The sequence below is a fragment of the Pectobacterium brasiliense genome, assembly GCF_013449685.1.
Lineage (GTDB): Bacteria > Pseudomonadota > Gammaproteobacteria > Enterobacterales > Enterobacteriaceae > Pectobacterium > Pectobacterium brasiliense_A.
Genome location: NZ_JACDSF010000028.1, coordinates 101,708 through 117,027 on the forward strand (window position 1 = coordinate 101,708; position 15,320 = coordinate 117,027).

General features: G+C 51.6%; 14 protein-coding genes. 5 read left to right on the forward strand and 9 right to left on the reverse strand.

The window, feature by feature from the left end; translation table 11 throughout:
• Positions 1–104: 104 nt before the first annotated feature.
• The 8 genes from hemH to H0248_RS12425 form a co-directional block, all read right to left on the reverse strand.
• Positions 105–1,067: a ferrochelatase gene (gene hemH / locus H0248_RS12390; RefSeq protein WP_180786161.1), complete on the reverse strand. Its 963-nt coding sequence runs from the start codon at positions 1,065–1,067 to the stop codon at positions 105–107.
• A 347-nt stretch (positions 1,068–1,414) separates the two neighbouring features.
• Complete coding sequence (adk, locus tag H0248_RS12395; protein ID WP_110163771.1) at positions 1,415–2,059, reverse strand: adenylate kinase; 645 nt, start codon at positions 2,057–2,059, stop codon at positions 1,415–1,417.
• A 262-nt stretch (positions 2,060–2,321) separates the two neighbouring features.
• Positions 2,322–4,205, reverse strand: coding sequence for a molecular chaperone HtpG (gene htpG, locus H0248_RS12400; protein WP_180786222.1), 1,884 nt, complete (start codon positions 4,203–4,205; stop codon positions 2,322–2,324).
• Positions 4,206–4,385: 180 nt separating this feature from the next.
• Positions 4,386–4,991: a recombination mediator RecR gene (gene recR / locus H0248_RS12405; RefSeq protein ID WP_014914551.1), complete on the reverse strand. Its 606-nt coding sequence runs from the start codon at positions 4,989–4,991 to the stop codon at positions 4,386–4,388.
• The gene (locus H0248_RS12410; protein ID WP_010286242.1) at positions 4,991–5,320 is read right to left on the reverse strand and encodes a YbaB/EbfC family nucleoid-associated protein; all 330 of its coding nucleotides are present in this window, start codon (positions 5,318–5,320) and stop codon (positions 4,991–4,993) included. Before H0248_RS12410 ends, recR begins: the two co-directional genes overlap by 1 nt.
• Before the next feature lie 40 nt (positions 5,321–5,360).
• Positions 5,361–7,433 (reverse strand): DNA polymerase III subunit gamma/tau, encoded by a 2,073-nt coding sequence (dnaX, locus tag H0248_RS12415; RefSeq protein WP_180786162.1) that lies wholly within the window; start codon positions 7,431–7,433, stop codon positions 5,361–5,363.
• 74 nt (positions 7,434–7,507) lie between these two features.
• Positions 7,508–8,062 (reverse strand): adenine phosphoribosyltransferase, encoded by a 555-nt coding sequence (apt, locus tag H0248_RS12420; RefSeq protein WP_180786223.1) that lies wholly within the window; start codon positions 8,060–8,062, stop codon positions 7,508–7,510.
• A 218-nt stretch (positions 8,063–8,280) separates the two neighbouring features.
• Positions 8,281–8,676, reverse strand: coding sequence for a DUF454 family protein (locus tag H0248_RS12425; RefSeq protein ID WP_010286235.1), 396 nt, complete (start codon positions 8,674–8,676; stop codon positions 8,281–8,283).
• A 208-nt stretch (positions 8,677–8,884) separates the two neighbouring features.
• Between H0248_RS12425 and priC the strand changes: the two genes are divergently transcribed.
• Entirely contained in the window at positions 8,885–9,421 is a 537-nt protein-coding gene (gene priC, locus H0248_RS12430; RefSeq protein ID WP_180786163.1) for a primosomal replication protein PriC, read from the forward strand.
• A gap of 37 nt (positions 9,422–9,458) precedes the next feature.
• Entirely contained in the window at positions 9,459–9,629 is a 171-nt protein-coding gene (rsmS, locus tag H0248_RS12435; protein ID WP_180786164.1) for a pleiotropic regulatory protein RsmS, read from the forward strand.
• 42 nt (positions 9,630–9,671) lie between these two features.
• On the opposite strand, the gene acrR is transcribed toward rsmS, so the two are convergent.
• Positions 9,672–10,313 (reverse strand): multidrug efflux transporter transcriptional repressor AcrR, encoded by a 642-nt coding sequence (gene acrR / locus H0248_RS12440; protein WP_180786165.1) that lies wholly within the window; start codon positions 10,311–10,313, stop codon positions 9,672–9,674.
• A 164-nt stretch (positions 10,314–10,477) separates the two neighbouring features.
• Between acrR and H0248_RS12445 the strand changes: the two genes are divergently transcribed.
• From H0248_RS12445 to H0248_RS12455, 3 genes are all read left to right on the forward strand, one after another.
• A complete protein-coding gene (locus H0248_RS12445; protein WP_180786166.1) occupies positions 10,478–11,671 on the forward strand; it encodes an efflux RND transporter periplasmic adaptor subunit in 1,194 nt (397 codons plus the stop codon).
• 28 nt (positions 11,672–11,699) lie between these two features.
• Positions 11,700–14,828 carry an efflux RND transporter permease subunit gene (locus H0248_RS12450; protein WP_180786167.1) on the forward strand — a complete coding sequence of 1,043 codons (3,129 nt, stop codon included), beginning with the start codon at positions 11,700–11,702 and terminating at the stop codon, positions 14,826–14,828.
• Positions 14,829–15,059: 231 nt separating this feature from the next.
• Positions 15,060–15,308: a type B 50S ribosomal protein L31 gene (locus H0248_RS12455; protein WP_180786168.1), complete on the forward strand. Its 249-nt coding sequence runs from the start codon at positions 15,060–15,062 to the stop codon at positions 15,306–15,308.
• Positions 15,309–15,320: the final 12 nt, after the last annotated feature.

The following is a 15,320-nucleotide window of genomic DNA, read 5'->3' on the forward strand; positions in this document are numbered from 1 at the left end:
GGCTACATGCTGAATACGAAAATGGCGGGCAAATATAAGCCCGCCATTTTTTTACGTTGTGCGATATACCCGCCAAACGTTGCTAGATAAAAACGCCCTTACCCCTACTCTGCTTTACTCACTAACTGTTCCAGCAGATCAATGTGCAGCGGATCGTCATTGAGCGCGGGAATATAGTGGAATGCCCCTCCGCCAGCATGCAGGAAGATCTCACGGTTCTGTTCCTGAATCTCTTCCAACGTTTCCAAGCAGTCAGCCGCAAAACCTGGGCACATAATCTGAATGTGTTTGATTCCCTGTGCGGGCAGCCCCTGCATGGTTTCATCCGTATATGGCGTCAGCCAGGGTTCACGGCCAAAACGCGACTGGAAGGTCATCATTACTTTTCCTTCCGGCAGCCCCAGCGCGGCAATCAGTGCCTCTGTAGTCGCCCGACAACGTTGCGGATAGTCATCCCCTTCATTGGCATACCGCACGGGGATACCGTGATAGGAGATCACTAATCTGTCGGGTTCGCCGTGTTCAGCAAAAGACTGCTCGACACGGTGCTTCAACGCCGCAATATAAGCAGGGTGTTCGGCGTAATCACGGATAAAGCGAATTGCAGGCAGTTGGCGATTATCACGCAGTTGCGCGGCTAACCCATCCCACACGGCTGCAGTGGTTGAACAGGAATACTGCGGATACATCGGCAAGACAACCAACTGTGTGACACCCTGTGCCAGTAGCTTATCCAGCGCCGAACGCAGACTGGGTGAACCATAGCTCATCCCCAGCTCAACGGGCGTTTCCGGCATGCGCGCGGCCAGTGCCTGCTGCTGTCGGCGGCTAATCACTAACAGCGGCGATCCCCCCTCCATCCAGACCGACTGATAGAGTTTCGCCACTCGCGGTGAGCGGATTGGCAGGATGATGCCGCGCAGCAGCGGCCACCATAGCAGACGCGGCGTATCCACTACGCGTCGGTCGCTTAGAAACTCCGCCAGATAACGCCTTACCGCCTGCGGCGTCGGTGCATCGGGCGTCCCTAAGTTCACCATCAGCACGCCGTATTTCTCTTGTTTCATCGCCGTCTTCCTTTTATGGAGAAGCAGGCTTTCTCTCAGCCCGCCAGTGCGTAACATCAAATTCCCATACACTAAATAATTCGAGTTGCAGGCAGGCGGCAACCGCACGAATCCCCAGGAGCTTACTCAAGTAAGTGACTGGGGTGAGCAAGGGAAGCCAACGAACATGCAGCTTGAAGTATGACGGGTATATTGTAGCGAAAAAAAACTAAACAAATACGGGTAGATAGCAGGGATAACGCCAATGCTATCAATAGAGGAAACAAAGCAAACGAGGATTTCAGAACGAAAAAATGCCAGATGATAGTCTGGCATTCAGATGTTTGGGTATGATTCGTGTAGAAAAATTAGCCCAGAATGGTTTCCAGTTCTGCGCGAACTTCTTCCACTTTACGCGTGCCTTCCACTTTGAAATAGCGCGTGTTGCCTGCTTCCGCTTCTTTCTGATAGTAGGAAACCAGTGGGGCAGTCTGCTGATGGTACTCAACCAGACGTTTACGTACGGTATCTTCCTGATCGTCTTTACGAATAGTCAGATCTTCGCCCGTCACGTCGTCTTTGCCTTCAACTTTAGGCGGATTGAATTTTACATGATAGACACGACCAGACGCCGCATGCACGCGACGGCCAATGATACGATCGATGATCAGTTCGTCAGGAACTGCAAATTCGATAACGTAATCCACATTGATGTCTGCATCTTTCATCGCATCAGCTTGTGGAATGGTGCGTGGAAAGCCATCCAGCAGAAAACCGTTACGGCAATCCTCTTGGGCGATGCGTTCTTTAACCAGAGCAATGACCAATTCATCAGTGACCAGTTTACCTGCGTCCATGATTTCTTTAGCCTGCTTGCCCAATTCAGTACCCGCTTTTACCGCTGCACGCAGCATGTCACCCGTGGAAATCTGCGGAATACCGTATTTCTCCATGATGAATTGAGCCTGAGTACCTTTGCCTGCGCCCGGAGCGCCCAGCAGAATAATACGCATCGCGTAAATCCCCTTGCTATGTAATATTTATAAAATAAATTTGAAAAACGCTAAACCATACCATTCCAGACGCTTATGCTCAAGGAACGGGCTCGCTTCAGCAACGCGCAGGCAGATGAAAAAAAGCAAGATACCTAAAAATACGGTTTGCCGTCTGCCCAATGTTGCCATTGAGTGTAGACGAAGAAACGCCCAATAACGGAAGGAAACGTAAAATCGGGGGAAGACCCCAGTTAACACCGGGGTCTGGAGGATATCACTATTAGGCACTTAACAGCTGATTCATACGGCGGATGAACAGGTTCGGATCGTCCAGCGTACCGCGTTCGGCCAGCAGAGCCTGATCCAGCAGCAGCTCGACCCACTCGCCAAACTCCGCTTCATCAGAAACGTCAGCCGCACGTTTAATGAGCGCGTGCTCCGGGTTCAGTTCAAAAATGTACTTCACTTCCGGTGCTTGCTGGCCTGCCGCAGCGAACAGTTTCGCCATCTGCGTGCTCATCTCGTCCGCATCCGTCACGACAATCGCAGGCGTATCGGTCAAACGGTAGGTGAAACGCACATCTTTAACGCGCTCGCCCAGCAGGGTTTTCACACGCTCAACAAACGGCTCCAGCGCTTTCTGTGCTTCTTTCTGCGCATCGTTTTCTTCATCAGCCAGTTTATCCAGCGTATCATCCGCTTTGCTGACTGACTGGAAGGATTTACCGTCGAACTCGGTCAAGTAGCTCATCATCCATTCGTCAATGCGCTCGGACAACAGCAACACTTCAATACCTTTCTTACGGAACAGCTCCAGATGTGGGCTGCTCTTCGCCGCGGCATAGCTGTCTGCGGTGATGTAATAGATCTTGTCCTGACCTTCCACCATCCGGCTAACGTAGTCTTCCAGCGATACCGTCTGTACGGAGCTGTCGGATTGCGTGGTGGCAAAGCGCAGCAGTTTCGCGATCGCTTCGCGGTTGCTGCCGTCTTCCGCCGGGCCTTCTTTCAGCACCAGACCAAACTGTTGCCAGAACGTCTGGTATTTTTCTGCGTCGTCTTTCGCCAGTTTATCCAGCATTTGCAGCACGCGTTTAGTCAGTGCATTACGCAGGTTCTGCGTCACACGGCTGTCCTGCAAAATCTCACGAGAAACGTTCAACGGCAGATCGTTGGAATCAATCAGACCACGAACAAAACGCAGGTAGTTCGGCATAAACTGCTCGGCGTCATCCATAATAAAGACGCGCTGAACGTAGAGCTTTAAGCCATGTTTATGATCGCGGTTCCACATATCCCACGGTGCACGCGCTGGGATGTACAGCAGGCTGGTATATTCCTGCTTACCTTCCACACGATTGTGGCTCCAGCTCAGCGGATCAGTAAAGTCGTGGGAGATATGCTTATAAAACTCGTTGTACTCTTCATCGCTGACTTCTGATTTGCTGCGCGTCCACAGCGCCTGCGCCTTGTTAATTTTTTCCCAGCTAACGGTGGACTCACCGCCTTCTTCTTCACTTTCCGTCTGGGCTTCAATTTCGACCGGCAACGCGATATGGTCTGAATATTTGCTGATGACAGAACGCACACGCCAGTCATCCAGGAACTCATCTTCACCTTCGCGCAGATGCAGAGTAATTTCCGTACCGCGATCGTCTTTGGTGATGTCGGCGATGGTGTAATCACCTTCCCCGGCAGATTCCCAGTACACGCCCTGATCGGCATTCGCACCTGCGGCACGGGTACGCACAGTCACTTTATCTGCCACGATGAAGGCGGAGTAGAAACCCACGCCGAACTGACCAATCAGTTGGCTATCTTTAACCTGATCGGAACCCATAGATTCCAGAAAAGCCTTGGTGCCGGATTTCGCAATCGTACCCAGATTATCAATGACTTCGTCACGGCTCATGCCGATACCGTTGTCAGAAATAGTCAGCGTACGTTTTTCTTTATCCGTAGACACCCGCACGCGCAGGTCGCCATCGCCCGCATACAGTTCTGGTGCGGACAGCGCACGAAAACGTAATTTGTCTGCCGCATCGGAGGCGTTGGAGATCAATTCACGCAGAAAGATTTCTTTGTTGGAATAGAGCGAATGAATCATCAAATGCAGGAGTTGCTTAACTTCGGACTGGAACCCGCGAGTTTCTTGGCCTTTCATACTCATTGTTGCTTACCTCAATCCTAATATTATTCAGGCTGATTAAACTGACGATTAGTAGCAGGTGGGGATAAACCAAGGTGATTTCAAGGGGTAAATTTCAGCGAAAAAAGAAAACGGTGAGAGGAAAGAGGAAAATAAGACTGCGGCTGCCAGATAATCCTACTGGCAGCCGACAGATTAAAACCGGAAAGGCTGACGACCGGCAAGCGAATGGGAAAGTGTGGTGCCATCGACCATTTCCAGCTCACCGCCAACGGGAACACCGTGTGCAATGCGGCTGGCCATCACGCCGTGTTGTGCGCACAGTTCAGCGATATAGTTTGCCGTCGCATCGCCTTCTACTGTCGGATTAGTCGCCAGAATCACTTCGCTTATCGATTCCACCTGCAGGCGCTCTTCCAGCCGTCCCAAACCGATATCGTCCGGGCCAATGCCATCCAGCGGCGACAAATGCCCCATCAGTACAAAGTACCGACCAGCAAACTGCCCCGTCTGTTCAATGGCGTGAATATCAGCCGGGCTTTCTACCACGCAAATCTGCCCGTTTTGCTGGCGGCGTGGGTTCGAGCAAATCGCACAAACGTCCTGCTCGGTGAATGTCCGACAATCGCTACAGTGACCGATTTCGGACATCGCCCGCGTCAACGCCTGCGCCAGACGCATACCGCCACTGCGGTTACGTTGCAGCAGTTGAAACGCCATGCGCTGCGCCGACTTGGGCCCAACACCCGGCAGGCAACGCAGCGCTTCCATCAATGACTCAAGAAGCGGACTGGTCTGCATCAGAACGGCATCTTGAAGCCCGGCGGCAGTTGCATACCGCTGGAAACCGCTGCCATTTTCTCTTTCTGCGTTTCCGCGATACGACGAGCGGCATCGTTGAACGCTGCAGCGATCAGATCTTCCAGCATCTCTTTATCGTCTTCCATCAGGCTTGGATCGATCTCAACACGGCGGCAGTTATGCGCACCGTTGATCGTAATTTTCACCAGACCTGCACCCGATTCGCCCGTGACTTCCAGATTCGCCACTTCTTCCTGCATCTGCTGCATTTTTTCCTGCATCTGCTGGGCTTGCTTCATCAGGTTGCCAATTCCACCTTTACCAAACATAGTTTTCTCTCTATCACGTCGGGCTGCGCACTCGCAGCGGTTAAACAGGGCGGATACTTTCTTCGTCCAGTTCCGCATCAAAGAAACGCCGCAGCGTTTGAATCGTTGTATCGGCCAGAATTGACTGACGCGCCTGCGCCAGCTTCTCTTCATAGATGGCCTGACGCCACTCCAGCGGCGTCCGCACCGCCGGATTGTCGTCTTCAGTAATCAGCAATTCTACAGGATGCCCGTAGTGAGCCGTCAATGCGTCCGCCAGCGTCTTTTGCGCCGCCGGCGAATTCAAATGCCGCTGGGATGAACGCAGGTGCAAATGGACTTTGCCCGCCTCTTCGCTCTCTTTAAACGCATTGAGTGCCAGTTGTTGTACCAGCTTTGGCAGCGTCAGGCGATGGATTTCCGCAGCCCAGGCATCTCGTTCCAGTGACTCTTCCGCCAGTCGTGCTGAAAGTTCCGGCGTTTTTTCGTGTTCTAATGCCGAGCGTAGCGCTTTTGGCGTTGCGACGTCGACCTTCTCTTCTTCGACTTTATTCTGCGCCCGCCAACGATACGCTTCCGGCTTTTTGGGCTCGGAGGAAGACGTCTTCGCGTTTTGCCGTTGAATGCTGCGCTCAGTCACAGAAGCTAATCGCTCCAGCGCTGAGGTTGCCGGCCGCGTATTGTCAGACGCTGCCGGATCAGCCTTTTTTGGTGGCGTACTCCCCTGTTTTCGCAGGAGTTGGCTGCGAGCCTGTAACAGTTGAGAAGTCGCATCAGGTAGCTCGCTCTCACCATATTGATCCGCAGAACCCGTTGAAGCAGGCATTTCCCCTAACGGCGGCGCATACGCAGAGGCATCCAGCGGTGGTTCAGGAGAATAAGATGGCGGCTGCACGTTTTCATGCGGCTCACTGCTTGGCTGAATTGGCGCACGAACCGTCGCCGATGCTCTAGTACCGGGCTGCTGTACAAGAGGCTGAATAGACGGCGCACGCGCAACCTGAGCAGGCGCCGCGCTTACGGGTGCCACAGGTTCAGCGATAATCTGACTGGGATGAAACGCCAGCGCTCTCAGTAGCGTCATTTCAACGCCCATCCGACGATCGGGCGCAAAAGGCAATTCTTTGCGACCAATGAGCATCGTCTGGTAATAAAGCTGCACGTCCGCCGGTGGTAGCGCACGCGCGAGCTCCCGCATACGGGCTTCAACTGCAGCGTAATCATCACCCAATGCAGCGGGCAATAGTTGAACCATCGCAATCCGATGCAACAGTGTCTGAGTTTCGACCAACAGCGATTCCCAATCGACACCCCGCGCCGCGACCTGGTCTAACAGCGACATGACCTGCACACCATCGCCTTTCGCCAGCGCTTCAATAAGTGCCAACGGCTGCTCATCATCCAGCGTTCCCAGCATGTGGCTGACGGAAGCGGTTGTGACCTGACCTTGCCCCATGGCAATGGCCTGATCGGTCAGACTCAGCGCATCACGCAAGCTCCCATCGGCAGCACGTGCCAGAAGCTGTAGCGCACGCGGCTCACTGACGAGATTTTCTGCCTGTAATACCTGCTCCAAATGCGCGCGAATCTGTTCGACATCCAGCGCTTTGAGATGAAATTGCAAGCAACGCGACAGAATGGTCACCGGCAGTTTTTGCGGATCGGTAGTCGCCAGCAGAAATTTAACGTGCGGAGGCGGCTCTTCCAGCGTTTTCAGCAGCGCATTAAAGCTGTGGCGCGATAGCATGTGTACTTCGTCAATCAGGTACACCTTGAATCGCCCACGCGCAGGAGCGTACTGCACATTATCCAGCAGATCGCGCGTGTCCTCGACTTTCGTGCGAGAAGCGGCATCGATTTCGATCAAATCGACAAAACGGCCCTGCTCGATTTCACGGCAGTTGTCACACTGACCACAAGGCGTTGCCGTCACGCCCTGTTCGCAATTCAGCCCTTTTGCCAACAAACGGGCAATCGACGTCTTCCCGACACCGCGGGTGCCGGAAAACAAATACGCGTGATGAATTCTGCCTAGGGAAAGGCCGTTAGCCAACGCGGTCAGGACATGTTCCTGACCGACAACATGGGTAAAGGTTTGGGGACGCCACTTACGGGCAAGAACCTGATAGCTCATCAATACCGCAACAGTCGAGTTATTGAGGCGATCATGCTAACACAGCCACGCCGCTATCGGCGAGGCTGTTATGATTAATGTCCGGGGAAGTCAACCAAGCTATAGCAGGTGACACCCATCTCGGTCAGACGCTGCTCGCCACCTAGATCGAACAAATTGATGATAAACGCAGCATCGTTTACCGACCCACCCAGACGACGAATCAATTTCACCGTGGCCTCGAGCGTACCGCCCGTTGCCAACAGGTCGTCAATTACCAGTACATTATCGCCAGCGGAGATCGCATCGGCATGAATTTCCAGCGTATCTGAACCGTATTCCAGTTCATAGCTCTCACTGAGAGTCGGACGTGGCAGCTTGCCCGGTTTACGCACGGGAACAAACCCTACGCCCAGCGCCAACGCAACCGGAGCGCCAAACAGGAAACCACGCGCTTCCGTACCAACAACCTTCGTCACACCAGTGTTGCGGTAACGGTTTGCCAGCATCTCAATACTGGCTGCATAGGCCACAGGAGCTTCCAGCAGGCTGGTGACATCACGGAACAGTATGCCCGGCTTCGGATAATCGGGGATGCTTTTGATACTGTTTTTAATTAATTCTGCCTGCTGCTGCGCTGTTACGGTCATCATAGTTGTGCCTGATAAAACGTTCTGAACATACCAATGCCGGTCACCACAAGGCTTTCATCATCGCATGAGGTGATGAAGAGGCATTATGACAAAGAGGAAAATGGCGACCCGCGCACGAAAACGGTAAAATTTAGTCAAAGTGACGGGTAAATGCAACTATCCGCACTCTGGGTGCGTATTTTTTGTATTCCCGTCACAGACGGCCGCCGCTTACACTATCTTTTCGGATCTGCGCCCTGCGTTTGTTGTTCTGGATCAATCACAGGTAAACGAAGCATGAAGGTCAGCAAAATAGCCAAAATGACCAACAACAAAATCCTGACCCATACCAGCTTAACTAGCCAGAGTGACAGCGCGAACGTTAACAGAATCATGGTGACAGCCTTCCATTTTGCCCCCGGCGGCAACGCCCGATGTTGCTGCCAATGACGCAGATAGCTGCCAAACCAAGAGCGGTACAGTAGCCAGTCATGGAAACGCGGGGACGAGCGGGCAAAACACCAGGCGGCCAGTAGCAAGAAAGGCGTTGTCGGTAATAAAGGTAACACGACGCCCAACGTTGCCAGCACAACGGAAACCCACCCTACTATCATCAGCAACACGCGATACATATTCACCTTTATACGTTGTTCACGACCACTATGCGTTGTCTACTCAATATGCGTTGTCTACGACAATATCCATCACACTTTATCACCACCTTGCCCGATGAATGAGTTAAGATATCCTCATGCAGTGTATTAAGGTGACGTAGACTCACTGTGTCGATCTACCACGCACCGACTCGCTGAAGCATCAGCCTTACCGTAAGGGAAAAAAGTGAACACGCATCGATTGCTGCAGGCGCTTGAACAACAAATTAACACGCTGGCGAAAGAGCTTGAACCACTAGCGGATAAAGCCGTGCCGCAATCGCGCTTTGATCGTCAGCTTTTTAGCAGCTACGGCACTCGGCTACGTGACTATCGCGCCGAAGTTGAAAAAAATCTGCAAACGATCAAGCAGTTAGTTGCAGAGCAGCGTACCGATCGCGTGGCATTTCTGGCTGAAAAGCTAGTCAGCCAGATAGCCGCATTGCAGCGGGAGCTGGCGACGCAGTCATTACGCAAGCAGGAGCAAAATGCCGCCCCACAGCCGGAAGATGTGTATCACAAGCTGGCGGAACATCAGGATTATGAACGCCGCTTACTTTCCATGATGCAGGATAGAGAAAGCCTGCTCACCACGCAGACGCTCTTTAGCGAACAACAACGATTACAGAAAGAGCTGGCGGCGCTGGAAGGACGGCTGTCACGCTGCCGTCAGGCGCTGTCGCGACTGGAACGTCAGATAGAACGCCGAGAACAAGGACTATAGCGCGGCGGATTCACCGAGGAAAAAGAGGAACGGGTTCATGTCACTTGAAAACGCCCCACCCGACGTCAAGCTGGCGGTCGATTTGATTATGTTACTGGAAGAAAACCAGATCGAACCGCGTATCGCGCTGGCCGCATTAGAGATTGTGCGCACCGATTTTGAAAAAAAGCTATTACACGAAGACGATGACGCCAAATCCTCTGCCTAAAACACGTAGAGGCAACGGGTGCTAGCGCCGTCGTTCAATCGCTTACTCGGCGGGTTTACGTAGCGCCGGGCTAAAATGCAGCATATCAATAAAGGCATCCACCAGCGCAGGGGCTTCCTGATCGAGATCGAAACTTTCTGGCATAAATAGCCAGTTCTCCATCACACCAGAAAAATAGGCACGCAGGGCAATTGCCGCACGACGAGGATGAATATCCTTTGGCAACATGCCCAGACGGATGCACTCACTCAGATTCTCTTCAATATCGACATAGCAGGAAAGATAGAGCTCTTTGCGCGCATTATACGATTGCAACATTTCACCGACAAACTCACATTTGTGAAAAACGATTTCCATAATAGAGCGCCAGTGCGTATCACTAACTGTCAAACGCAGCATATAAATCAATAATTCACGCATCACACAGAGTGGATTATCAGGGAATTTTGTCTGATACTCTATTTCAAACTCACTGATCTTTGACTCTGCTAACGCCCAGATCTCATCAAAGATTTCGGCTTTGTTCTTAAAATGCCAATAAATAGCACCGCGGGTCACACCAGCAGCGGTGGCAATGTCAGACAATGAAGTCGCGGACACACCATGCTCAGAGAACACTCTTAACGCAGTATCCAGTATCTGTTGTCGGGTTTCCTGAGCCTGTTTTTTGGTTTTTCGTGCCATGATAATTTGGGTTTTCGTGCCATATCGCTGTATTTGAAGGAAAGTGAGATTTACATACATTCAAGTATGTATGTAACATAGCATGAACATAAAACTATAGCAGCAATGGGTTTTGAGCTTGTGATCCATTGGTCAATTTCAAATCGGACACTTGAGGTTTATCTATGAACAAAAACAGAGGGCTAACGCCTCTGGCGGCAGTTCTGATGCTTTCCGGCGGCTTAATGCTCGCAGGATGTGATAGCGGCAATAATCAGCAAGGCGGCGCACAGCAGCAAATGCCTGAAGTGGGTATTGTTACGTTAAAGACAGAAGCACTGAATGTCATGACCGAACTGCCGGGCCGCACAAGTGCTTACCGCATTGCTGAGGTTCGCCCACAGGTTGGCGGCATTATCCTCAAACGCAACTTCGTTGAAGGATCTGACGTTAAAGCTGGCGCATCGCTGTATCAAATCGATCCTGCGACATACCAAGCAAGCTACAACAGCGCCAAAGGTTCACTCGCTCAGGCTCAGGCTCAAGCAGAAATTGCCCGTTTGACCGTTAATCGCTATAAGCCGCTGCTGGGCACCAACTACGTCAGCAAGCAGGATTACGATCAGGCTGTCGCGACTTCTCGTCAAGCTGATGCCGCCGTTCAGGCTGCCAAAGCAGCAGTGGACACCGCACAAATCAATCTGGCTTACACCAAAGTTAATTCTCCAATCGAAGGCCGTGTAGGTAAATCAACGGTAACGGAAGGCGCATTAGTCGCAACTGGGCAAGCAACCGCATTAACGACCGTTCAACAGCTTGATCCGATTTATGTTGACGTCACGCAGTCCAGTAATGATTTCCTACAACTGAAGAAAGAGTTGGAAAACGGCACACTGAAACAAAGTGAAGGCAAAGCCAATGTCCGCCTGCTGCTGGAAAACGGTACTGAATATACTGAGGCAGGTACATTAGAGTTCTCCGATGTCACGGTCGATGAAACCACCGGTTCCATCACGCTACGTGCCATTTTCCCTAATCCACAGCACAACCTCCTCCCCGGAATGTTTGTGCGCGCGCGTCTTGATTCCGGCGTTAACCCAACAGCCTTGTTAGTTCCACAGCAGGGTGTCACCCGCGATCCACGTGGCCAGGCCACGGCGATGGTGGTTGGAGAAGGCAACAAAGTAGAACCCCGTGCGCTGAAAACCAGTAAGGCCGTTGGTGACAAATGGTTGGTTACCGAAGGCCTGAAAGCGGGTGATCGCGTTATCGTCACTGGTCTGCAAAAAATCAGACCTGGTGCACAAGTGAAAACTAAAGAAGTCGCTCAAGAAAACCAGCAGGCGCAGCAAGCGTCAGCAGAACCCGCGAAGTCTTAAGACGTTCTAACAGGAGCCGGTATAATTCATGGCTAAGTTTTTTATAGATCGACCCATTTTTGCATGGGTACTCGCCATCATGGTGATGCTGACGGGGTTGCTGGCAATTGTTAAATTACCGATTGCCCAATATCCAACGATCGCACCACCCGCGATTGAAATAACAGCAAACTATCCAGGGGCCGATGCATCAACGCTGCAAGATTCCGTGACGCAAGTTATCGAACAGAATATGAACGGTATCGATAATCTGATGTACATGTCATCAAGCAGTGACTCCTCAGGTACAGTACAGATTACGCTGACCTTTGATGCCGGTACGAATGCAGATATCGCGCAGGTTCAGGTGCAGAACAAACTGCAACTGGCTATGCCGCTGCTGCCGCAAGAAGTCCAGCAGCAAGGGGTTAACGTTCAGAAATCAAGTAGCAGCTTCCTTATGGTTGCCGCCTTCATCAGTGAAGACGGTAAAATGTCGCAGGAAGATATCGCCGACTACGTGGCCGCGAACGTTAAAGACCCAATCAGCCGTACATCTGGCGTAGGTGATGCGCAGCTGTTTGGTTCCCAGTACGCGATGCGTATCTGGCTGGATCCGAACAAACTGAATAATTACCAGTTAACAGCCGGCGATGTTACCGCAGCGATCCGAGTGCAAAACAACCAGATCGCCGCAGGGCAGTTGGGTGGCGCGCCACCGGTTCCCGGTCAGCAGTTAAACGCTTCGATCATTGCGCAGACCCGTCTTAATTCAGCAGAGGAGTTTTCTAAAATTCTGCTGAAGGTTAACGCTGATGGGTCTCAGGTTCGCCTTAAAGACGTTGCTCGCGTTGAGCTAGGTGCAGAAGGCTACGACGTTATAGCACGTTTCAATGGTAAGCCCGCTGCCGGTATCGGTATCAAATTGGCAACCGGTGCAAACGCGTTGGATACGGCAACCGCAGTAAAAAATGCACTGACGAAAGCGGAAGAGTTCTTCCCTGCAGGCTTGAAAGTCGTTTACCCGTACGATACAACCCCCTTCGTTAAGATCTCCATCAACGAAGTTGTGAAAACGCTGGTAGAAGCTATCGTACTGGTATTCTTGGTGATGTATCTGTTCTTGCAGAACTTCCGTGCCACGCTGATCCCAACCATTGCGGTGCCGGTCGTCTTGCTCGGGACGTTTGCGATCCTCTCAGCGTTTGGTTATTCCATTAACACCCTGACGATGTTCGCGATGGTTCTCGCCATCGGGCTTCTGGTGGATGACGCCATTGTCGTCGTGGAAAACGTGGAACGTGTCATGGCGGAAGAAGGTCTACCGCCTAAAGAAGCGACCAAACGATCCATGGAGCAGATCCAGGGCGCGTTGGTCGGTATTGCACTGGTACTGTCCGCGGTATTCGTCCCGATGGCATTTACTGGTGGCTCCACAGGGGCAATCTACCGCCAGTTCTCCATCACAATCGTATCTGCGATGGTGCTGTCGGTTCTGGTCGCGTTGGTTTTGACGCCAGCGCTTTGCGCAACACTGCTAAAACCGATTGCCAAAGGCGATCACGGTGAGAAGAAAGGCTTCTTCGGCTGGTTCAACCGACTGTTTGAGAAAAGCACACATCACTACACCGATAGCGTAGCAAATATTCTGCGTAGCACGGGCCGTTATCTGGTCATCTATCTGCTGATTGTTGTCGGTCTGGCATTTCTGTTCTTACGTCTGCCGACATCCTTCCTGCCAGACGAAGATCAGGGGGTTCTCCTGAACATCGTTCAGTTGCCTTCCGGTGCGACGCAGGAAAACACGCAGAAAATCATGGACAGAATGACGAACTACTATCTCGAGAATGAGAAAAGTAACGTCAAATCTGTATTTACGGTGTCGGGCTTCGGATTCTCTGGTCGTGGGCAGAATGTCGGTCTGGCCTTCGCCAGCCTGAGTGACTGGAGTGAACGAAGCGGCGCAGAAAATAAAGTTATGGCGATTGCCGGCCGAGCAAACGCGGCCTTTAGCCAGTATAAAGAAGCGATGGTTTTCGCCGTCAACCTTCCTGCGATTATCGAACTGGGTACTGCAACAGGTTTCGACTTCCAGTTGATTGACCAGGCTAACCTTGGGCATGCAAAACTGACGGAAGCACGTAACCAACTGCTAGGCATGGCGGCACAACATCCTGATACGCTGGTACAAGTTCGTCCTAACGGGATGGAAGATACACCGCAGTTCCGTCTCGATATCGATCAGGAAAAAGCACAGGCGCTTGGTGTGTCACTGTCGGATATCAATTCAACATTGGCAACCACGCTGGGTGGTTCTTATGTAAATGACTTTATCGATCGCGGTCGCGTGAAGAAAGTTTACGTTCAGGCCGATGCGCCTTTCCGTATGTTGCCAGATGACATCAAAAACTGGTACATCCGCGGTAGCAACGGCCAAATGGTGCCATTCTCTGCATTCACGCAGAGCCACTGGGAATATGGTTCACCGCGTCTGGAACGTTATAACGGCCAACCTTCCATGCAGATCCAAGGTGAAGCCGCGCCAGGTAAGAGTACCGGCGAAGCCATGGCATTGATGGAAAGTTTCGTGGCTCAGTTACCGCAAGGTATCGGCTACGAATGGACGGGTATGTCCTATCAAGAGCGGCTATCTGGCAACCAGGCACCTGCAATCTATGCCATTTCACTGATTGTCGTGTTCCTGTGTCTGGCAGCGCTTTATGAGAGCTGGTCAATACCATTCTCCGTCATGCTGGTTGTTCCATTGGGGATCATCGGTGCGTTAATTGCAGCGAATATGACAGGTCTTGAAAACGACGTTTACTTTAAGGTGGGCCTGCTGACAACCATAGGGCTATCGGCGAAGAACGCCATATTGATTGTCGAATTTGCTAAAGATCTGATGGAAAAAGAAGGGAAAGGACTCATTGAAGCAACGCTTGATGCCGTTCGTATGCGTTTGCGTCCAATCCTGATGACGTCACTTGCCTTTATCCTCGGTGTCATGCCGCTGGTTATCAGTAGTGGTGCAGGCTCCGGTGCACAGAACGCCGTTGGTACTGGCGTAATGGGCGGGATGATTACAGCAACCGTGCTGGCTATCTTCTTCGTTCCGGTGTTCTTTGTTGTTGTCCGCCGCCGTTTTGGCAAGAAAGTAGACGAGACAACAGCGCACTAAGGCTGAACATCCATCAATATCTCTCCTAAAAGGCCGCGCAAGCGGCCTTTTTTACTTTCCTGCCCATCGCTCAGCGCATTCTCACCAAACGAGTACAGTACCGCTTACATCGTTATCCGACTCTATAGTGGCTTAGAGAATGCTGCAGCCTTGCAACAACATAATGGTTGATCCTGATGTCAAAAAAGCGCAACATAATAGATATGTTATAACATAACAAATGAGGTAGCTATGAAAGCAGGTATTCATCCTAACTATCGCACAGTGGTATTCCATGACACCAGCGCGGATGTTTATTACAAAACGGGATCAACGATTAAAACCGATCGAACCATTGAGCTGGAGGGGTCCAGTTACCCTTACGTCATCATTGACGTTTCTTCGGCATCGCATCCCTATTATACAGGGAAGCAAAAAGAATATTCCAAAGAAGGCAGTACTGCGCGCTTCCAGCAGCGCTTTGGCAACTTCTTCAAGTAATCAGAGAGGGCT